Source organism: Paenibacillus pasadenensis (assembly GCF_023715725.1).
GTDB classification, from domain to species: Bacteria; Bacillota; Bacilli; order Paenibacillales; family Paenibacillaceae; genus Paenibacillus_O; species Paenibacillus_O pasadenensis_A.
In genome coordinates this window covers 707,078-726,218 of the sequence record NZ_JAMBOT010000001.1, presented here as the reverse complement: position 1 = coordinate 726,218, position 19,141 = coordinate 707,078, and the positions used below count along the sequence as shown (strand labels likewise).

Annotated in this window: 19 protein-coding genes; 17 read left to right on the top strand and 2 right to left on the bottom strand. The window is 52.2% G+C overall.

Annotation, left to right across the window (positions count from 1 at the left end; all coding sequences use genetic code 11):
* Nucleotides 1–161: 161 nt before the first annotated feature.
* The 10 genes from M3223_RS03415 (at nucleotide 162) to M3223_RS03365 (ending at nucleotide 9,479) form a co-directional block, all read left to right on the top strand.
* Nucleotides 162–410 carry an acyl carrier protein gene (locus M3223_RS03415; protein ID WP_251558946.1) on the top strand — a complete coding sequence of 83 codons (249 nt, stop codon included), beginning with the start codon at nucleotides 162–164 and terminating at the stop codon, nucleotides 408–410.
* Nucleotides 411–432: 22 nt separating this feature from the next.
* Nucleotides 433–1,605, top strand: coding sequence for an acyl-CoA dehydrogenase family protein (locus M3223_RS03410; protein WP_251558943.1), 1,173 nt, complete (start codon nucleotides 433–435; stop codon nucleotides 1,603–1,605).
* A 13-nt stretch (nucleotides 1,606–1,618) separates the two neighbouring features.
* Nucleotides 1,619–2,680, top strand: a complete 1,062-nt coding sequence (locus M3223_RS03405) for an HAD-IIIC family phosphatase (protein ID WP_251558941.1) — start codon at nucleotides 1,619–1,621, stop codon at nucleotides 2,678–2,680.
* 34 nt (nucleotides 2,681–2,714) lie between these two features.
* Nucleotides 2,715–3,998 (top strand): ACP S-malonyltransferase, encoded by a 1,284-nt coding sequence (gene fabD / locus M3223_RS03400; RefSeq protein ID WP_251558939.1) that lies wholly within the window; start codon nucleotides 2,715–2,717, stop codon nucleotides 3,996–3,998.
* Nucleotides 3,995–4,714, top strand: coding sequence for a 4'-phosphopantetheinyl transferase family protein (locus M3223_RS03395; protein ID WP_251558937.1), 720 nt, complete (start codon nucleotides 3,995–3,997; stop codon nucleotides 4,712–4,714). Before fabD ends, M3223_RS03395 begins: the two co-directional genes overlap by 4 nt.
* A 36-nt stretch (nucleotides 4,715–4,750) precedes the next feature.
* Nucleotides 4,751–5,512, top strand: a complete 762-nt coding sequence (locus M3223_RS03390; protein WP_285891091.1) for an enoyl-ACP reductase FabI — start codon at nucleotides 4,751–4,753, stop codon at nucleotides 5,510–5,512.
* A gap of 101 nt (nucleotides 5,513–5,613) precedes the next feature.
* Nucleotides 5,614–6,591, top strand: coding sequence for an RHS repeat domain-containing protein (locus tag M3223_RS03385; RefSeq protein WP_251558935.1), 978 nt, complete (start codon nucleotides 5,614–5,616; stop codon nucleotides 6,589–6,591).
* A complete protein-coding gene (locus M3223_RS24415; protein WP_353057663.1) occupies nucleotides 6,519–8,333 on the top strand; it encodes a polymorphic toxin-type HINT domain-containing protein in 1,815 nt (604 codons plus the stop codon). Before M3223_RS03385 ends, M3223_RS24415 begins: the two co-directional genes overlap by 73 nt.
* A gap of 73 nt (nucleotides 8,334–8,406) precedes the next feature.
* Entirely contained in the window at nucleotides 8,407–8,730 is a 324-nt protein-coding gene (locus tag M3223_RS03370) for a YxiJ family protein (RefSeq protein ID WP_285891090.1), read from the top strand.
* A 467-nt stretch (nucleotides 8,731–9,197) separates the two neighbouring features.
* On the top strand, nucleotides 9,198–9,479 hold the full coding sequence (locus tag M3223_RS03365) for a hypothetical protein (RefSeq protein ID WP_251558932.1): 282 nt from the start codon (nucleotides 9,198–9,200) through the stop codon (nucleotides 9,477–9,479).
* A gap of 111 nt (nucleotides 9,480–9,590) precedes the next feature.
* Here the strand turns inward: M3223_RS03365 and M3223_RS03360 are convergent, their stop codons facing one another.
* Entirely contained in the window at nucleotides 9,591–10,760 is a 1,170-nt protein-coding gene (locus M3223_RS03360) for a cytochrome P450 (protein ID WP_251558930.1), read from the bottom strand.
* A 191-nt stretch (nucleotides 10,761–10,951) separates the two neighbouring features.
* On the opposite strand from M3223_RS03360, the gene prmA reads away from it, so the two are divergent.
* The 5 genes from prmA to M3223_RS03335 all read left to right on the top strand — a co-directional run bounded on the left by prmA (nucleotide 10,952) and on the right by M3223_RS03335 (nucleotide 15,789).
* The gene (gene prmA / locus M3223_RS03355; RefSeq protein ID WP_251558928.1) at nucleotides 10,952–12,007 is read left to right on the top strand and encodes a 50S ribosomal protein L11 methyltransferase; all 1,056 of its coding nucleotides are present in this window, start codon (nucleotides 10,952–10,954) and stop codon (nucleotides 12,005–12,007) included.
* 10 nt (nucleotides 12,008–12,017) lie between these two features.
* Nucleotides 12,018–12,692: a site-2 protease family protein gene (locus tag M3223_RS03350; RefSeq protein ID WP_251558926.1), complete on the top strand. Its 675-nt coding sequence runs from the start codon at nucleotides 12,018–12,020 to the stop codon at nucleotides 12,690–12,692.
* 390 nt (nucleotides 12,693–13,082) lie between these two features.
* Nucleotides 13,083–13,868 carry a 16S rRNA (uracil(1498)-N(3))-methyltransferase gene (locus M3223_RS03345; RefSeq protein WP_251559810.1) on the top strand — a complete coding sequence of 262 codons (786 nt, stop codon included), beginning with the start codon at nucleotides 13,083–13,085 and terminating at the stop codon, nucleotides 13,866–13,868.
* A gap of 5 nt (nucleotides 13,869–13,873) precedes the next feature.
* Nucleotides 13,874–15,232: a tRNA (N(6)-L-threonylcarbamoyladenosine(37)-C(2))-methylthiotransferase MtaB gene (gene mtaB / locus M3223_RS03340; RefSeq protein WP_251558924.1), complete on the top strand. Its 1,359-nt coding sequence runs from the start codon at nucleotides 13,874–13,876 to the stop codon at nucleotides 15,230–15,232.
* 119 nt (nucleotides 15,233–15,351) lie between these two features.
* Nucleotides 15,352–15,789, top strand: coding sequence for an NUDIX hydrolase (locus tag M3223_RS03335; RefSeq protein ID WP_251558921.1), 438 nt, complete (start codon nucleotides 15,352–15,354; stop codon nucleotides 15,787–15,789).
* Nucleotides 15,790–15,818: 29 nt separating this feature from the next.
* Here the strand turns inward: M3223_RS03335 and M3223_RS03330 are convergent, their stop codons facing one another.
* A complete protein-coding gene (locus tag M3223_RS03330) occupies nucleotides 15,819–16,814 on the bottom strand; it encodes a Na/Pi cotransporter family protein (protein ID WP_251558919.1) in 996 nt (331 codons plus the stop codon).
* A 128-nt stretch (nucleotides 16,815–16,942) separates the two neighbouring features.
* On the opposite strand from M3223_RS03330, the gene M3223_RS03325 reads away from it, so the two are divergent.
* Together M3223_RS03325 and M3223_RS03320 are read left to right on the top strand one after the other, a co-directional pair.
* Entirely contained in the window at nucleotides 16,943–18,421 is a 1,479-nt protein-coding gene (locus M3223_RS03325; RefSeq protein WP_251558917.1) for a class I SAM-dependent rRNA methyltransferase, read from the top strand.
* 81 nt (nucleotides 18,422–18,502) lie between these two features.
* Nucleotides 18,503–19,015 (top strand): GNAT family N-acetyltransferase, encoded by a 513-nt coding sequence (locus M3223_RS03320; protein ID WP_251558915.1) that lies wholly within the window; start codon nucleotides 18,503–18,505, stop codon nucleotides 19,013–19,015.
* Nucleotides 19,016–19,141 lie beyond the last annotated feature (126 nt).

Sequence of the window (19,141 nt, the reverse complement as noted above, 5' to 3'; positions counted from 1 at the left end):
ACATCGAATCTTGTGTTCACCTTCGAAATGCGGTGCTCATGTAGGTTTGACTACATTCCGCTCCTCCTTCTTCAGGTTCTCACAACCTTCTCGGTGCTGAATGCCGACCTTTTTGAACTCACAATTTAACTCATCCCATCTCAACAAGGAGCGTGTCAACAATGGAAGAAAACAAAGTGAAAATCAAAAAGTTTCTGTCGCGGTTTTTCCGCAAGCATGAGCTGGCGGATGATGAGGATATTTTCGCGCTTGGCTTTGTGAATTCGCTGTTTGCGATGCAGCTGGTCATGTTTCTGGAGAAGGAATTTGCGCTCACCATCGACAGCAAGGATATGGATCTGGACAACTTTCGCACGATTAACCGGATGATTGCTCTTATTGAAGGCAAAACCGCGGTCGATCAACCTTAGTCCACGAAACGGGGGAATGACGATGAGGCTGGAGCTGACGCCGGAGCAGCTGGAATGGCAGGAGCAATTCAGAGCGTTTACCGATACCGAAATTATTCCGCTTGCTGACGCCAATGACCGCGAGGAGCGCATCCATCCGGATATGCTCGAAAGCATAATCAAAGCCGGTTACGTTGGATCCATGCTTCCCGAAAAGTACGGCGGCATGGGACTGGACAATGTGACCTGCGGCATTCTGAACGAGGAGATCGGGCGCGGCTGCTCCTCGGCCAGAAGCCTGCTGACTGTGCACGGCATGGTATCCCTGGCGATATTGCGCTGGGGAACGGAGCTGCAGCGGAATTATTGGCTGCCCCAGCTCGCCACCGGCAGCGTGCTGGCTGCGTTTGGCTTAACGGAGCCTGGAGCGGGAAGCGACGCCAAGAGCATTGAGTCAACGGCCGTTCTTGACGGGGACGACTTTATATTAAATGGCAGCAAAAAATGGATCACTGTCGCTCAAATTGCGGATCTGTTTCTTATTTTTGCAAAATGCGACGGAAAGGCTGCGGCTTTCCTTGTGGAGCGCGAACGGGCGGGGCTAACGGTGCTGCCGATGTCGGGCCTGCTCGGCGCGCGTGGCTCCATGATCGCGGAAGTTGTCATGAGCGACTGCCGCATTCCAAAGGGCAATCTGCTGGGACAGATCGGGATGGGACTGACGCATATTGCGCTGCCGTGTCTCGATTACGGCCGCTATACAATCGCATGCGGCTGCGTTGGTCTTGCGCAGGCATGCCTGGAAGCGGCAGCGGACTATGGCAGCTCCAGAATTCAGTTCGGCCGTCCGCTGCGGGACAACCAGCTCGTTCAGAAGATGGTTACGGAAATGACGGTGCAGGTGAATGCGGCGCGGCTGCTCTGTTACAAAGCCGGTTATTTGCGGGATATTGGCGATCCGGACAGCATTATGGAAACCTGGACGGCCAAATATTTTGCCTCGACGATGCTGCCTAAAATTGTGAATGACACCGTGCAAATCCATGGCGCAAACGGCTGCCATAACGGTTATCCCGTCGAGCGTTACTTCCGGGATGCCAAAATCAATGAAATTATCGAGGGAACGACACAGATGCATGAGATGCTCATAGCCGAGCAGACGTTTGCGACGAGCCGCCGGCCTGTCCGCCCGACGTCAGAAACAGTCCATTCCTAAGGAGATGAAGCCCGTGTCGTACCAGGTCGAGGAGAAAAAAGATATTTCCAGCCGCAAAATTAAATGCGTCGTGTGGGACTTGGACCATACGATATGGAACGGCATTTTAATGGAAGATACGTCGGTTCATCTGCGGGACAATATCGTACATGTCATTCAGACGCTGGATGAGCGCGGCATTTTGCAATCCATCGCCAGCCGCAACGAGCATGATGTCGCCATGGCGAAGCTGCAGGAGCTTGGCATTCGCGATTATTTCATTTATCCGCAAATTAACTGGAGCCGCAAATCGGCGTCGATCCAGACCATTATGGAATCCATCAACATCGGCATGGACACGATCGCTTTTATCGACGATCAGCCTTTCGAGCGGGAGGAGGTCACCTTCAATCATCCCGATGTGCTCTGCATTGATGCGGTGCTGACGGATGAGCTGCTCGATATGCCGGCTTTAAACCCGACTTTTATAACAGAAGACTCCCGCAACCGCAGACAGCTGTACATGAGCGATATTGTGCGGAACGAGGTGGAAACAAGCTTTGACGGCTCGCAGGAGGAATTCCTTGCCTCGCTGAACATGGTGTTCAGCGTTTCCCGCGTGGACGAGGATGATTTGAAACGGGCGGAGGAGCTCACGGTGAGAACCCATCAGCTGAATGCGACGGGCTACACCTACTCCTACGAGGAGCTGGATGCATTCCGCCATTCGCCGGATCATCTGCTGCTTATCTCCGAATTGGAGGACAAATACGGCACCTACGGCAAAATCGGCTTAACGCTTATCGCCTGTAATGAAAAGGTTTGGACGCTGAAGCTGTTGTTAATGTCGTGCCGCGTAATGTCCAGAGGAGTCGGCAGCATCATGCTGAACTATGTCGCCGCCAAGGCGCGTGATGCGGGGGCTGTGCTCTGTGCCGAGTTTGTGCCGACCGACCGCAACCGGATGATGATGCTGACCTACAAGTTTGCCGGATTCAAGGAAATAGAGCAGAACGACGGACTTATTATTTTGGAGCATGATGCCGCTTATGTTCAAAACGTTCCGGATTATTTGACTTTAATCAGCCGCGTTTAACGATAAAGGGCTTAATACGATATAGGAGGAATTCATGATGGAGAAAATGGCGTTTTTGTTCCCGGGTCAAGGCTCCCATTTCGTAGGTATGTCCAAAGGTCTGTACGACCAATATGAGATCGTAAAACAAACGTTCCAGGAAGCGAGCGACGTGCTCGGGTACGATTTGGCGAAGCTTTGTTTTGACGGGCCGCTCTCCGAGCTGTCCAAAGCAAAAAACTCTCAGCCCGCCATTCTTGTATCAAGCGTTGCCAGCTTCCGCGTTTACATGCAGGAGCTTGGCATTGTGCCGCAATTTCTCGCGGGCCACAGCCTCGGGGAATATGCCGCTTTTACATGCGCGGGAGCGATTCGTTTTGCCGACGCGGTGCAGCTGCTCCATGAGCGGGGCCAGCTGACTGACGAGGTTGCGGCAAGCGGTGTCGGCGCTATGTCCATCGTCGACGGCGTCGACCGCAAGCTGGTTGAGCAGGAATGCCAAGCGATGATGCAGGACGGCAGACAGGTGTGGGTGTCGTGTTACAACTCGCCGAACCAGACCGCAATATCCGGCGACAGCGATGCCGTTATGGAGCTGGAGGACCGCCTGGCTAATCATGGCGGTTTGGCGACGCCGCTGCTTGCCAGCGCTCCGTTTCATTGCAGCTACATGCAGCCGATGGCGGACAAGCTGCTGGATAAGCTGAACCGGCTTCCGTACGGCTTTTTCAAATACCCGGTCATCACCAACCGGAACGCCGAGCCGACGGCACACCCGGACAAAGTCGCTCATAACCTCGGGCTTCATCTGACGCAGCCTGTCCAGTGGGAGCGGACGATGAACTATTTTAAGCATAAAGGCGTTACGCTGGCGATCGAGATGGGGCCGAAAAACGTCCTTACCAATATGGTGAAGGCGAATGTGGACGGAATCGAGGCTCTCTGCTATGGCGCCAAAGAGGACCGCAAAAAAATCGAGCAAATCCTTTCCGCTTATCCGGGTCTGCGCAAACATATCCCGACAATCGTCACGCGCTCGATGGCAGCAGCGGTAGCAACGCCGAACCGCAATTGGGACAACGAGGTGTACCAGGAGAAGGTAGTGAAGTCGTACCGCGCGATTCAGGAGATTCAAGACCGTCTGGAAGAGACAGGCTCCAAGCCGAGTCTGGCTGAAATGAGACAGTCTCTCGATCTGCTGAAAGTTATCCTTGATACAAAACAGGTTACCGAGGAAGAGCAGTCGCGCTGGTTCCATCAGATCATAGACGAGACAGGCACGTATTATGAGTTAAGCGACTACCTGTCGCCTTCGCGCACAGCTGAAAAAATCTCGTGATTGAGGTTTACATGCTGCAGCTGGACGAGAGAAAGGCTGCAGCGCTTTACCCTGTTCTGCTGAACTATGTGTCGGCAGAGAGAAGGGAGGCTGCCGGCCGGTACCGTAAGCCGATTGACGCCTATCGTTCCTTAACTGGCGAAATATTGGCGAGGCTTGCTGTGCGCCAGCAACTGCGTATCCCGAACGATGAGCTTGTTTTTGTTAAAAATGCTTATGGCAAGCCAATGCTAAGCCCTCCTGCTGCGGACTGCCATTTTAACGTATCGCATGCCGGAAGCTGGGTCGTCTGCGCTTTTGGCGACAGTCCGGTTGGCGTCGATGTCGAGCGTATCAAACCGATTGATATATCCATCGCAGAGCGTTTTTTTGCGCCTGAGGAGTATGCTGCGTTAACGAGCCTGCCCGAACAGGAACAGCTTAGATTCTTTTATCAGCTATGGACGCTAAAAGAGAGTTATATCAAGGCGGTAGGCAAAGGTTTGTCCATTCCGCTTGATTCATTTTCTTTTACCATCGCTGCGGATGGAAAAGTGAGCGTTGATGTAAAGGGAGCCGACGTGCCGGAGGTGTACGTTCAGCAGCTCTTTGCAGACGACTTTCATCCTATGGCGGTGTGTGCGTTTAACGAGACCATGCCGGTATTCAGGGAGCTGAGTATGGAAGAGCTGGAAGGAATGCTTCCCTTGTTGGATCAGGTGCTGCTGCTGCCGTAATTCATTATTTTTGTATTTGGTATGGAGGTATCCATCATGCTGCTGAAAGATCAAACGATCGTAGTCACAGGCGTCTGCAACGAAAAAAGTATAGCTTGGGGCGTGGTGAAAGCCCTGCACAGAGAAGGCGCCAAGCTAGTTCTTACATATAATAGAGACAAATCACTAAGAAAAATAACGAAGCTGCTCAAGGAATCCGATATGGATGCAGCAGCTGTCGTTCATTGTGATATTTTGGATGACAGAAGCATCGAGACTGCGTTTCGGGAGATTAAAGAGCACGCTGGAACGGTTCATGGTCTTGTCCATTCGATAGCTTTTGCGGATCGTCTGGAAGGGGAGTTCATAGATACGACGCGGGATGGATATCTTCTAGCTCAAAATGCCAGCGCCTACTCGCTCGTTGCTCTGGCGAAGCAAGCTTGCGAATTAATGACAGAGGGCGGGAGCATCGTTACCCAAACCTACCTGGGCTCCACCCGCGTCGTCAAAAACTATCATGTCATGGGTGTCGCCAAGGCGGCGTTGGAAGCGAACGTGCGGTATTTGGCGGAGGATTTGGGACGGCGCGGCATCCGCGTAAATGCCGTCTCCAGCGGGCCGGTGCTGACCTCCGCATCGTCCGCTATTGCGGACTTTCACGAGCTGCAGGCTGACGTCGAACGCCGGGCGCCTCTGCGCCGCAACGTCAGCCAAGACGAAGTCGGCGACGCAACGATGTTTCTGTTAAGCCGCTTGGCGAGAGGGATTACAGGCGAAGTGCTGCATGTGGATGCGGGGTTTAATGTTTTGGGTTGAGTTGCGGCATGGCATGTCCAGCGATTATGAGAATGAGCGGAAAATCACCTTCCCTTTGGGGGAGGTGATTTTGTTTTTATAAGAAATTCCAGGTTAACGAGTTGGTATTTATTTATATGGACGCCCTTGGCAAACGCACGACCTACGACTATGATTTGCGCGGACTCATGACTGAAAAAAGAATGCCGGACGGCGAGGTGTTCACCTACCGTTACGATTCGCTTGGTCAGTTGATAGAGGCAACGACAACAAAAAACAAACAAATCTTTGACTATGATTCCATGGGCCGCATCTTCAGTATGCAGAACGCGACCTGGGACAAAACGGTTCAATTTCAATACGACGAGCGGGGCAACCGGACCAAAGTAACCGATCCCGAGGGGAATACGCAGGAGTACGTCTACGATCTGCTCAATCAGATTAAAGAATTTACGGATCCGGATGGCTTTAAAACGACGTTTGAATATGATTCGCGCGGACTGATGACTAAAGTTGACCGTCCTAATGGAATTCAGTCTGAATATGCGTACAACGAAAATCTGCAGCTCGTCCGTATCGACCATGCGGGCGAACGGACGCAAAGCCGATTGGACTACAAGTACGATGCGGCAGGCAATATCGTAGAGAAAAAGGAAGAAGACGGAGCCATTACCACGTATGCCTACGACGTGTTGAACCGGATTGAGCAGGTTCAATATCCGAAGGCCAAAGATACGGATATTTTGGACACGTATGATCTGCCGTTTAAGCAGCAGTACCGCAACGGTTCTGAATTCTCTTACCGTGACTCCATGGTTGCTCCGGCTAGCGAGGTCAGCTATACGTACGATGCGGACGGCAATCGCAGTACAATGTCTACAGACGGCAAAACGATAGCCTACGACTATGATGCGGCCGGACGTATGCTCAGCGCTGGAGAAGAGTCGTTTACCTATGATGCAAACGGCAACCTGATTCAAGAGAGAGGCAAGCAAGGGCTAATTCAATATTCATATAACAGTAACGCATGTTGGAGCAAGTGTTATACGAGGACGGTTCCAAGGTCGACTACGAGTATGACGCTTTCCAGCAAAAAATAGGCCGTAAGGAAAGCTACCCCGATCCGCGTCAGCAGCCGGCGCTGCTTGAGGCGGAGAGAGTAACGGATATCACTTACGGAGATCCGGTTTCTCCCGAAGAAGCTTTAACGGAAGATCCGGTTTTGCTTGAGGATCAGATGTATTACCTGAATGACGGCTTAACGATCATGAAGGAATACGGCGCGGATTTGGAGCCGATTGCTCAATATTACGAGGCGAACGGTCAGGTTTTGTCCCGCAAATCGTACCGCAACAACGGATGGAACGTGCTTGACGAGGAGTCGCCGATTAAACAAAGCGAAGCTCCGGTAAGGGGAATGCTGCGCGGAGACTTTACGTATTATTTGAACGATCATCTCGGCAGCGTGACTCATCTGACGGACCGCAACGGCGAAACGCTGGAGCAATACCGGTATGACGCCTTCGGCGGTCTGATGACACCGATGACGGCGGAGTACAACACCATTGGATATACCGGCCAAACCGTTGACCCTAAAACGGGCCTGATGGATTACAAAGCTCGCTGGTACGATAGTAACGCGGGAAGATTTACGAGTGCGGATACTTATGAGGGGAGTGCCCAGTCGCCTTTAACACTCAATTTATATTCCTATGTAAATAATAATCCTGTAAATTTAACAGATCCTACAGGGAATTTTTGTGTGTCAATAGATGGGAGATATTCTCAGCCTGGAGAATGCAGTTCGCCTGACAGTATCTATTTAGGCAAAGATTCTAATTTTATGGGAAGGCAAGTTATTTGGAAAGAACAGGCAATTGGGTATTTGTCTAAGTCAGAAGATGGAGTTACATTATATGGTAAAAAATGTTTTTCAAACTACTGGACTAGGTATAAGGAGGATTATTCCTACGTTCGTTGGCTTGCTGGGGATAATGACTATTTCTACAGTTTGAGTAACGAGACCCAAGAAATATTGAAAACTCGTGCTAAAAAAGATTATGTGAGTGGACAGATTGCAGCGGGTTTTCCAGACTTCGTTGATGGTGTGTTATGGGGTGCAGAATTAGCCACTTTAGGTCGCTTAAAAGCTGGCAAACTTCTAAAAGCATGTAACTGCTTTACAGCAGGGACTAAAGTGTTGACAGACGAAGGGGAGAAACCTATCGAGGAAATTGAGGTAGGGGATAAGGTACTCGCCAAGTCTGATGAGACTGGAGAAGTGGCTTACAAGGAAGTCGTGGGGTTGTTCCAGAAACAGACTGATGAAATTTATAAGGTTTACATTGGTGATGAAGTCATTGAGGCTACGGCTGAACATCCTTTCTGGCTTGATGGCAAGGGATGGACAGAAGTAAAAGATTTAAAAGTTGGCGATTTACTTGTCACCAGTGGTGGGGCTACACTTGCGATAGATAAGATTAAGAAAGAGCCTCGTGAAGCAACGGTTTATAATTTTGAGGTAGCCGATTTTCATTCTTACTTTGTATCAAATCTTGGAATTTGGGTTCATAATTGTGATTTAACTAAATGGAACAAGGGAAGCTTCGACAAAGTAGAAGATTCTGCTGAATATCATTTCAAAAAACACGGCGCATCTGTAGGAGCGGAAACGTTAGAACAGTACGTAAGAAAAGCTGAAGAGTTTGCTAGAACTGCGAAAAAAGGTTCGACTAAAAGCTCAGTTTCAGGAGCAGTAGAGGGAACTATTCGTTACAAAAAGAATGGGAAATATGTAGATATTGCACCTGATGGTACAATTGTTTCGTTCGGCAAAACCTAAATAATTTAAGCTTTGGAAGGAGGCGTTCCTACTGAATCACAAGGGGATACTCACAGAACTATTTAAGACACAAATGAGTAATCCATTTCCATATGAAGATATTGCTCAGATGAGGGAGGATTTCAAAGAGGATTTCTCTCAAGCCGATGATAGTTTTAGTGCAGATTTTAATGATTATTGTTCGGTTATTGCAGGAACGATTAACTATATTATGAACAATAATGCAGGGGGCATACCTGAAAGGCAAGTAAATTTAATACACAGAGGATTCTTTGAACGATTTGAACATTATAGCTTCCTTCAGGAAAAATTAATTCACTACCCATTTCTATTTAACGAATACCTTTCACATGAGAAGGCAAGAAATTTGATATTGGATTATTTGAAAAATCAATAAATTTCATTCGACCACAAGCGAGTATCTTTCGCTTGTGGTTTTAATTTATATAACTGTCCCAGTTCCGAATGTTCAAAAAAACTTAACAATCATTACCTCTGTATGATATTCCTCGTAACATTCCTGTACGCATATGAAATGCTTGAATTTTATAACCTAAATAATGCTTTGATGATACGTCAACAGGTTCATTATGGTAAGATACCCCATGTTGACGTGTTTTTTGATATCTTGCTTTTTTGCGTCTTTTAATTTGAGCCGTAACCTAACGGGACAAAATATTGTACATGTAGAGAGCGTGAGAAGTCGCCTATTCTTGTTTAGATAATACGACAATGCATAGTAGGTTGGGTAAACTTGGCGGGGATTCAAAAACAACAATAGGAGAGAGAGCTCCATAAAAGTTGTTTTTTCTGATGATTTTGCAATGCCTTCAAAATATCCTATTAACATAAAGGAGAAATAAGTTGCCAAATTTAATCGAGAAGTTTTTAAATGATGAGATATCATCTCAGGAGTTTTATAACTCAATTTATGATTTCGTTACTTCCTTTCATATTCGAAATGGTGAATTTGAGGGGAATTATTATGTCATAAAGAAAATGGATAGAGATAATTTCATCATTTTCCCTGAAAATATTTTTCCTGATTTACACAGAGAGATTCCTAATTGCACTTCTGTTTTTAGTCAAAATTTAATTCTTTTAATTAATGAATTTGCTAAAAAAAGAGGCTTTGACACACGGTGAATATAATGTTTAAGTTTATTGAGCATTGTTTCATTTAAAGTTTGCTCCTGAAAAACTCTAAATAAAGAACACCCAGGCGAAAACAACTCGTCTGGGTGTTTTTCATAACCTTTAAGCGTACCGACTTACCCCCGCTCCATCCCCCGCCAGAACCACCGGGAGCCGTTTCGGTCCAAACATCATATTGCTCTCGATCCGTTCCAGCGGAACAGTGTGGTCCACGCGGAAGTTCGGGAAACGCTCCAGCAGCGTTTCCAGCACAACTCTCGCCTCCAGGCGGGCAAGCTGTGCGCCGAGACAATAATGAATGCCGCTGCCAAGCCCGACATGCGGGTTGGGATTCCGATGGAGATTGAACAGCTCCGGCTGTTCAAATACGGTTTCGTCATGATTGGCGGAGCCGATATAGAGAAACGCCGGATCGCCCGCGCGCAGCTGATGCCCGCATAACTCCATGTCCTCTTTTATCGTCCGGTAGGTGAGCTGCACGGGAGAGCAGTAGCGAAACACTTCCTCCAGCGCTGCCGGGATAAGGGAGCGATTAGCCAGCAGCTCCGCGCGCACTTCAGGCAAGCCGTCAATGCAGAGGAAGGCGGAAGCAATCAGGTTGGTGGTCGTTTCGTTGCCCGCAACGAGCAGCAGAATACAGAAGCCAATAAGCTCTATTTCCGAGAGCTTTTCGCCTTCAACCTGTGCTTCTGCCAGCTTCGTAATCAGGTCGTCCTGCGGGTTGCGGCGCCGTTCGTCGGCAATTTCCTTAAAGTATACGGTCATTTCCTGCTGGCATTGTTGAAAACGCTCGCCGTTATTGCCAACAAGATCCTCCGACCATTGCTTGAACCGCTCAAAATCCTCGTTTGGCACTCCGAGCATACGGGCAATGACGGAAACCGGCAGCGGACTGGCCAGATCGGCCATCAACTCAAATTGGCCCGCCGCCTCGGCGCGGTCGAACAGCTCCTCCGCAAGGGAGCGAATAGAGCTCTCCATCGCTTCAATGACTCTAGGCGAAAAAGCTTTGGATACTAACATGCGCAGCTGACGGTGTTTAGGCGGGTCTGTCCGCAGAATGCTCGATTCTATCGGATCGTCGGAAGGCTGCGTGTCCTGCGACGAGAACAGGTCGTGGCGCGTAAACGCAAGCTTGACCTCCTCGTAACGGTAGAGCCTCCAGCCCGTCACTCCTTCATGTTCCTCGTAATAAACCGGCTCCACCGGTATGTGCTGCCTTTTTTCACGATAGGTATCAAGCGGAATAATGCCTGCGGCATTCCAATCCATTTTAAGCCCCTCCTTAAAAAGGTTACCATGATAATGGTTTGGTGTTCGAACTATTATATTCTCTAACCAACTGGAATATCCTGCTTTTGAATGGGAATCGATTCCTAAATTTTTTGAAGGGAAGGTTTTTGTGTCCCGCCTCCGATCTGTTGTAAAATAGAAAGGATAGGGAACGGCAAAGGAGATTACATATGAAATATCATGAGCTTACTATTTATACAACGGAAGAAGCGGTGGAGATGATCTCTAACTTCCTGCATGAGCAGGGAGCGGGCGGCGTATCCATCGAGGAGTCGGGCTCGCTTGAACGCAGGCGCGATCTGAGCTTTGGCCAGTGGTACGAGCTGCCGCTAAACGATATTCCGGAAGGAAACGTTCTTATTAAAGGTTACTTCAGTGAAGAAGAGGATATGGACGCGCATGTGGCGGCGGTCCGTCCGCGCATCGAGGAGCTGCGGGAGTACGAGATTGATCCGGGCCAATACGAGATTTCGGTATTTACAGTGGACGAAAATGATTGGGCGACCGCTTGGAAGCAATATTTTAAACCGATTCGTGTTACGGAACGCCTGACGATTAAGCCTACCTGGGAAGAATATGAAGCTTCGGAGGGTGAGGTTGTTTTGGAGATTGATCCGGGCATGGCTTTTGGCACCGGCACACATCCGACTACCTCGCTATGCTTGCGGGCGCTGGAATCGACCATCCGCGAGGGCGACGAGGTTATCGACGTTGGAACTGGCTCCGGCATTCTCGCAATCGGGGCCGTAAAGGTCGGCGCAGGCCGTGTGCTTGCCGTCGATCTTGATCCCGTTGCTGTCTCCAGCGCGATTGAAAACGCCAGTCTTAACGGGCTGGAAGACCGTATCCAGGTGCTGCAAAGCGACCTGCTCGGCGTGCTGAAAATAAGCAGCGGGGAAGCTTCAAGCTGGAGCGACAACGCCAATCCTGTCGAGGCAAAAGTGAGAGCGGAGCTTGCGGAAAGGGCGATCAACGAACCTCTGCTTGTGAGTGTGCCTTGCGATGTCATCGTGGCAAATATTTTGGCGGAAATCATTCTGTTGTTCCTGGACGATGTGTACGCTGCGCTGAAGCCGGGCGGAACTTACATTGCTAGCGGCATTTACGAGAATAAGGAAGAAACAGTCGCCTCGGCGCTGCTTGCTTCCGGTTTTGAAATCGTTGACCGCGTGCGCGAGGACAAATGGATTGCCTTTGTAGCGGCTAAACCGAAAGAGGAAGGGTAGGAAATCTTCGATGGATGGACTTCAAAGCTTCCTGCGTTATCCGCTGGAGGAACTGCCATTTCTGGCTCTGGTGCTTATCATTGCCTTTACACTGCACGAGTTCGCCCATGCTTACGCGGCTTACAAATTCGGCGACGATACGGCCTACAAGCAAGGAAGGGTTACGTTAAATCCAGCCGTTCATTTGGATTTGTTCGGCACGCTGCTGATTTTGATTGCCGGATTTGGCTGGGCGAAGCCCGTTCCGGTCAATCCGCTGAATTTTAAACGTCCGCGATTGATGAACATCGTCGTGGCGCTGGTGGGTCCGCTTAGCAACCTGTTGCTGATGGCGATTGGCGTGTTGTTAGTGCTTGTTCTCAATTCGACTGAGCTTTTGCACGGAGCACCGGAGCGTGTTATCGATGCGTTGAATATTTTCTTTAAATACTTCATTTACATGAACGGAATGCTGTTTCTGTTTAACCTGATTCCGCTGCCGCCGCTTGACGGCTACCGGATTGTGTATGAGCTGCTGCCAAGACGGACGCGGATTCGGTTGGACCAATACTCTCAGTGGGGAATGTTTATTTTCTTGCTGCTTGTGTTTATTCCGCCGCTGAGCAGAGCTACGATTCAGCCGTATTTAAGTTTGGTTGGAGACCTGCATTTGATGCTTTTAAGGTTTTTTTCGATTTTTTTCTAAAATACTTAGTTTTGTTCCCGGTCTGCAGCAGGCCGGGCTTTTTTGTTTGAAATATATTCATTTTCTAGATTAAGTGCGGAATGGATTCGCCAAAATGGGTGCTAGAGCAGAAATAAGGCCGTCAAATGCCCTTAAGAAACGGAGAAACGGAGAAACGGAGAAACGGAGAAACGGAAATACGGGTGCGGTAGCCGAAAAACAACAGCGGAAGCCCCAGCTATCCGCTATTAAGCTACCTTTTTGGGTCAAAGCAGGGGAGTGCGTTGACACCACCAAACAGCTCATACTGATGCTCTATCGGCCTGCCAGCGATGCCCTGCGCCTGTGCATGGATTTTAGCGTCCAAAAGGTGTATGATGGAGGATGACTTTTAACGTACAGGGGTTTAATATGCAGCGATACTTTGTAACGCCGGAACAGTTCGGCGAATTAACGGTCGTTCTCCGGGGCGAGGACGCCCATCATATGGTGAAGGTTATGCGCATGAAATCGGGCGACGAGGTCATCGTTACGGACGGCGTGTCGCGAGAAGCGCGCGTTGCGCTGAAGGAGCTGACTCCCTCGGAGGTAACGGCCGAGGTAGTTGAAGAGCTGCCTATGGACCGCGAGCCGCTCTGGCAGGTGACAGTGGCGCAGGGCTTGCCCAAGGGGGACAAGATGGAGCTTGTCATCCAAAAAGGGACCGAGCTTGGCGCGGCGGCTTTTTTGCCTTTCCAATCGGAGCGGATGGTCGTTCAGTACGACGCCCGCAAAGAAGCGAAACGGCTGGAGCGCTGGAGCCGCATCGTCAAAGAGGCGGCGGAGCAGTCGCATCGCAGCCGTTTGCCTGCCGTTCACGAGGTGCATAGCTGGAAACAGCTTATTGCTGCTGTGGCGGATTATGATTTGGCATTGTTTTGTTACGAGGCGGAGGGGCATGGCCCTTCAGGCGCTTCCGGTTTGGGAGACCGCATCCGCCAAGCGCGCGAAAGCGGCGTATTAAAGGAAGGCGAACCTCATTCGGTGCTGCTCGTTGTGGGACCGGAGGGCGGCTTCAGCGCCCGTGAGGCGGAAGAGATTCAAGGGGCCGGCGCAATGGCGGCGGGGCTTGGTCGGAGAATATTGCGGGCGGAAACAGCAGGGCTGGCCGGGTTGGCAGCGCTCATGTACGAGTCCGGCGAAATGGGAGGAAGATGAACGAGATGCCATCGGTAGCACTTCACACCTTGGGCTGTAAAGTCAATTTTTACGATACCGAAGCCATCTGGCAGCTTTTCAAAAATGAAGGCTATGAACAGGTTGACTTCGATTCAGATAAAGCAGATGTTTACTTAATTAATACCTGTCATGTGACAAATACGGGCGACAAAAAAAGCCGCCAGATTATCCGCAGAGCGATTCGCCGTAATCCGGATGCCGTTATTGCCGTAACGGGCTGTTACGCGCAGACGTCCCCAGCGGAGATTTTGGATATTCCCGGCGTTGATTTGGTCATTGGCACGCAGGACCGCGACAAGCTCATGCATTATGTGCAGCAGGTCCAGCAGGAGCGCACACCGGTCAACGCGGTTCGGAATATTATGAAAACACGCGAGTTCGAGGAGCTGGACGTTCCGGATTTTGCAGACCGCACGCGTGCTTTTCTGAAAATCCAGGAAGGCTGCAACAACTTCTGCACGTTCTGCATCATTCCTTGGTCGCGCGGACTGTCCCGCAGCCGCGATCCTCAAACGGTTGTCGCCCAGGCGCGCAAGCTGGTTGAAGCGGGCTTTAAGGAGATTGTGCTCACGGGTATCCATACCGGCGGTTACGGCGACGATCTGGACAACTACAAGCTATCCGATCTGCTGTGGGCTCTCGACAAGGTGGACGGATTGGAGCGCATCCGCATCAGCTCCATTGAAGCGAGCCAGATTGACGAGGATATGATCGAGGTGCTGAACAAGTCGCCAAAAATGTGCCGTCATCTGCATGTTCCGCTCCAAGCGGGAGACGATACGGTGCTGAAGCGTATGCGACGGAAATATACAACGGAAGAATTTGCAACGACGATCCGGCGGCTGCACGAGGCAATGCCTGGTGTGGCGATTACGACCGACGTCATCGTCGGTTTCCCGGGCGAATCGGAGGAGCAATTCGATGCCGGTTATGCCTATATGAAGGAACTCGGTTTTTCTGAAATGCATGTATTTCCGTACTCCAAGCGGACCGGAACGCCGGCGGCGCGTATGGAGGATCAGGTGGACGAAGCGGTCAAAAACGAGCGTGTCCACAAGCTGATCGACCTGTCGGAGCAAATGCAGCTTGCCTACGGCCAAAAGTATGTCGGTCATACGCTGTCGGTTATTCCGGAGCGGGAGCACAAAGGCTCCGCGCCGGGTTCCGGCCTCGTGATGGGCTACTCGGATAACTACATTCAAGTTGTATTTGAGGGAGACGAGTCCTTAATCGGTAAGCTGTGCCGCGTGGAAGTTGTTGAAGCGGGTGTGAACGAATGCCGCGGCCGTCTGATTGAGGTATGTGAGGAAAAGCCGGCGAAGCTGGAACGGGCTGGAGCATAACGAAAAAAAGCAGCAGCAAGCATGCTTGCAGCCTGCCCGAATGCGAGGAGCAGTTCGGTATACAGGCTGCGGATGGCGGTGCGTCATGGAATTATTCAGACCGGGAGGATCAGGAGCGCATGAAGGAAATCTCAGCAGGCGGGGTCGTTTACCGGCGGACGCCAGAGCTTGGGCTGCAAATCCAGCTCATTCAAGACCGATACGGCAAGGTTTCCTTGCCAAAGGGCAAAATGGAGCCGGGCGAGACGGTGGAAGAGACCGCGCTCCGGGAAATCGTGGAGGAAACCGGCATGCAGGGCCGGATCATCGAGCCGATTGACCAGATCAAGTACCAGTACCGCCACGAGACGAAGGGACTGGTGGACAAAGAAGTCCATTATTATCTCGTCGAGGCAACGGGAGGCACGCTGCAGGCGCAGGTCGAAGAGATTCGCGGCGTGGAATGGTTCGAGCCGGAAGAGGCTTGGCGTAAGCAGAAGCAGTCTGGCTACGACAACAACGATCGTATTCTTGCTGGAGCGCTTAGGCTGCTCGGGCTGAATATAAACGGAATTTAGCGGCACTATGCGCGCTTTTGGCCCCGTCCCTACCCTTTGGGGACGGGGTTTTCGCTTGCGCCTTTGCGTGAAGTAAGTCCAGGCAAATAACAGAGCGGCAGGACGATCAGCGAGCAAATGATGTTGAACAGCGTTTGCGCGTGAGCGAGCTGCGCGGCTGCTCCGCCGCCGAACCACGCCGCCGCCTGGGCGAGCTGCGGCGTAAGCGGCAGGAAGAGCGCCGCTCCTCCGACATTTAGCGCGACATGGAACCAGGCGACGCCTGCCCCAGCGCGGGAGCCGCCAATGGAGGCGAGCACAGCGGTGACGCAGGTGCCGACATTGGCGCCGATGATGATGGCGATGCCAAGCTCAGGCGGCAGGGAGCCAGTGGCGGCAAGGCTCATCGCCATGCCGATGACGGCAGCGCTGCTGTGCACAGCGGCAGTCAGAACCGCTCCCGCCAGCAGTCCCCAGAGCAAGCTGTCGCCGGAGCGCTCCATGAACCAGCTGAAAAACGGACTGCTCTGTACGGCGGCTCCGATTGATTTCATGACGGCGATACCCGCTAGTATGAGCGCAAAGCCGAACACAATTAAGGAAACGCTGCGCAGCGGACGCAGCCAGCGCTGGTGATTGCGCCCCTCCGTTGGGCTCATTTCGCCGAGTACGGCGGTGAGCAGCCAGCCTGCGAAGGAGGCGAGCAGCAGCGGGCCTGCGAGCCGCTCCAGCTCCAGCCCGATCAGCTCCGTTGTCAGGCAGGTGCCGATATTGGTGCCAAGGACGATGCCGAGCGTCCGGGCAAAGCTCATGACGCCCGCGTTGACCATGCCGATGGCAATGACGGTAACGGCGGTGCTGCTCTGCAGCACGGCGCTGATGACGGCTCCCGTAGCAAGCCCGTGCAGCGGAGTTCGGGTAAACCGCTCAACGGCAGCGGTGAGATGGTGTCCGGCGGAACGGTGCAGCGCGGCTTCCATGAGCTTCATGCCGAGCATGAAGATGGCGAAGCCGAGCACGGCGGGAATAACGATGCTGCTAAGCATGAGAAGGACTCCTTTTTGAACCGGAGGGGCCGGATAATACGTTCGTTCCTAATGTATGAGGACAGGCGGGACGTCATGACGAGCCTTGACGACAAGCAAGCGGACGATAAGCGGAAGGATGAGGGAATATGAGCAGAGCAAAGCTTTATTTGCATAAGAAAAAAACGAAACGTCTGGAACAGGGCCAGCCTTGGGTTTACGCGGGCGAAATCGAGCGGATGGAAGGAGAGGCCGAGCCGGGGGCAATGGTTGACGTGCTCGCTGCAAACGGCCGTTATCTCGTTTCGGGATACTGGAATCCCGCGTCGCAAATCCGGGTGCGCGTTATTTCGCGCCAGCCTGAAGCCGAGCTGGACGAGGCGCTGCTGACGGCCCGTCTGCTGGATTGCAAAGCTCACCGCGAGCGTTTTCTGAACGAGCCGGACTGCCGTCTGGTGTACGGCGAAGCGGATTATTTGCCGGGTCTGGTCGTGGACCGTTTTGCCGACGTGCTTGTTGTACAGATTTTGACGCTCGGCATGGATTTGCGCCGCGACGAGCTGGTTCGGAGCTTAGTAAGCGTATTTCAGCCAAAGGGCATCTATGAGCGCAGCGACGTCGGCGTGCGCAAGCTGGAAGGGCTGGAGGAGCGGACAGGCGTTCTTTACGGAGATTGCCCGCGCATCGTGGAAATTGTGGAAAACGGCATCGTCATGGAGGTTGACCTCGTCGAGGGCCAGAAGACCGGTTACTTCTACGACCAGCGGGAAAATCGTGCTTCCATCGCGCCGCTCATGAAGGGCTGGGGTGCGCGCAGCGGCATTGCACTGCAGCGGCGCCCATTGGACGAGCTGCCGGAAGGCTGGGAAGCGGCAGCAGGCTTGCGGAGCGTTGAGTCGGTTACGGCGCAAGCTGCAAGTGCTGAGGGTTCTATCAAAGATGCATCAGTCAGCGGCGAAACCGCGCTTGTTCCGGTTAACCGCAGCGGCAAGGTGGTCACGTATCCGCTGTGGGACGGCGCGACGGTGCTGGAATGTTTTGCGCATACCGGGAGTTTTACGCTTCATGCCTGTAAATACGGCGCCAAAAAAGTCACCTGCCTCGACGTATCCGACCATGCCATTGAGACGGCGCGCCGCAACGTAGAGCGGAACGGCTTCAGCGACCGGGTTGAATTTGTCGTTGACGACGCCTTCCAGTATTTGCGCCAGCAGGCCAAGGGGCTTGAAGAGCGCGCAGTCCGTGCCAGCGGAGCGGCCGGCGGAAAACCGATTGATACATCCAAGCCGATGAGCAGCGGCCGCACCTGGGATGTCGTCATTCTCGATCCGCCCGCATTTGCCAAAACAAAAGGGGCTGTCGAAGGCGCATGCCGCGGCTACAAGGACATCAATCTGCACGGTATGAAGCTGGTCAACGAGGGCGGTTATCTTGTCACGGCGAGCTGCTCCTACCATATGAAGCCGGAGCTGTTCCTGGAGACGATCCAAGAAGCGGCAGCGGACGCAGGCAAGTCGCTTCGCCTCATTGAGTGGCGCGCGGCGGGCAAAGACCATCCGCAGCTGCTTGGGGTAGCTGAAGGGCATTATTTGAAATTTGCGGTGTTTGAGGTGCGAAGCCTGGCATAACAATGGAAGGTTGGTCGGCTGAAAGTTTGGAACCGGGGTTCAGCCTTTAAGGGAATGTTTTAGCTGGGAGGTGGGCCCGCGATGGGTACGGAGCTGCAAGTTGTACAGGAACGGGAAATGACGCTTGACCTCGCGCGGGAGCTGGCGGATCTTCTTGTGCAGGTTGTGGAGGACGGAGCTTCCGTCGGCTTTCTCCCTCCCTTGTCAGCGGAGGCGGCGGAGCGTTACTGGCTCGGGGCTCTTGAGGACGGCGTCACGCTGTTTACCGCCAGAATCTGCGGCAGGCTGGCGGGGACGGTGCAGCTGCAGCGTGCGCTTAAGGCAAACGGCTCGCATCGTGCGGAAATCGCCAAGCTGATGGTATCCCCGGATAGGAGGCGGGCTGGCGCGGCAAAAGCGCTGATGAATGCGGCGGAGCTTCTGGCTCAGAGCGAAGGGTTGAGCCTGCTCGTTCTGGACACTCGCGAGGGCGACCCAAGCAATCTTCTCTATCGCTCGCTCGGCTATACGGAAGCGGGACGGATTCCGGGTTATGCGCGTTCCGCGAACGGAGAGCTCCATGGGACGGTATATTATTATAAAGAGCTAGTATAGTAAGAGCCGGGAGTCGAGAGTAGCGGCGCAGACCTTTTAAGTTGAATTTATCCCAAGTTTCGGCGCGGCCGGGGCTTGGGATTTTTTGCGGTTTAGTCCGTTTGCCACGATTTGCACGTTCGGCAG

Coding starts and splice junctions, on each gene's coding strand:
- M3223_RS03330 (WP_251558919.1), bottom strand. CDS start 16,814: ATGCTTAGCAGCATCGTTATTCCCGCCGTGCTCGGCTTCGCCATCTTC.
- M3223_RS03360 (WP_251558930.1), bottom strand. CDS start 10,760: ATGGATTGGAATGCCGCAGGCATTATTCCGCTTGATACCTATCGTGAA.
- M3223_RS03320 (WP_251558915.1), top strand. CDS start 18,503: ATGGGTACGGAGCTGCAAGTTGTACAGGAACGGGAAATGACGCTTGAC.
- fabD (WP_251558939.1), top strand. CDS start 2,715: ATGATGGAGAAAATGGCGTTTTTGTTCCCGGGTCAAGGCTCCCATTTC.
- M3223_RS03335 (WP_251558921.1), top strand. CDS start 15,352: ATGAAGGAAATCTCAGCAGGCGGGGTCGTTTACCGGCGGACGCCAGAG.
- prmA (WP_251558928.1), top strand. CDS start 10,952: ATGAAATATCATGAGCTTACTATTTATACAACGGAAGAAGCGGTGGAG.
- M3223_RS03390 (WP_285891091.1), top strand. CDS start 4,751: ATGCTGCTGAAAGATCAAACGATCGTAGTCACAGGCGTCTGCAACGAA.
- M3223_RS03325 (WP_251558917.1), top strand. CDS start 16,943: ATGAGCAGAGCAAAGCTTTATTTGCATAAGAAAAAAACGAAACGTCTG.
- M3223_RS03370 (WP_285891090.1), top strand. CDS start 8,407: ATGAGTAATCCATTTCCATATGAAGATATTGCTCAGATGAGGGAGGAT.
- M3223_RS24415 (WP_353057663.1), top strand. CDS start 6,519: ATGTTGGAGCAAGTGTTATACGAGGACGGTTCCAAGGTCGACTACGAG.
- M3223_RS03350 (WP_251558926.1), top strand. CDS start 12,018: ATGGATGGACTTCAAAGCTTCCTGCGTTATCCGCTGGAGGAACTGCCA.
- M3223_RS03345 (WP_251559810.1), top strand. CDS start 13,083: ATGCAGCGATACTTTGTAACGCCGGAACAGTTCGGCGAATTAACGGTC.
- M3223_RS03415 (WP_251558946.1), top strand. CDS start 162: ATGGAAGAAAACAAAGTGAAAATCAAAAAGTTTCTGTCGCGGTTTTTC.
- M3223_RS03410 (WP_251558943.1), top strand. CDS start 433: ATGAGGCTGGAGCTGACGCCGGAGCAGCTGGAATGGCAGGAGCAATTC.
- mtaB (WP_251558924.1), top strand. CDS start 13,874: ATGCCATCGGTAGCACTTCACACCTTGGGCTGTAAAGTCAATTTTTAC.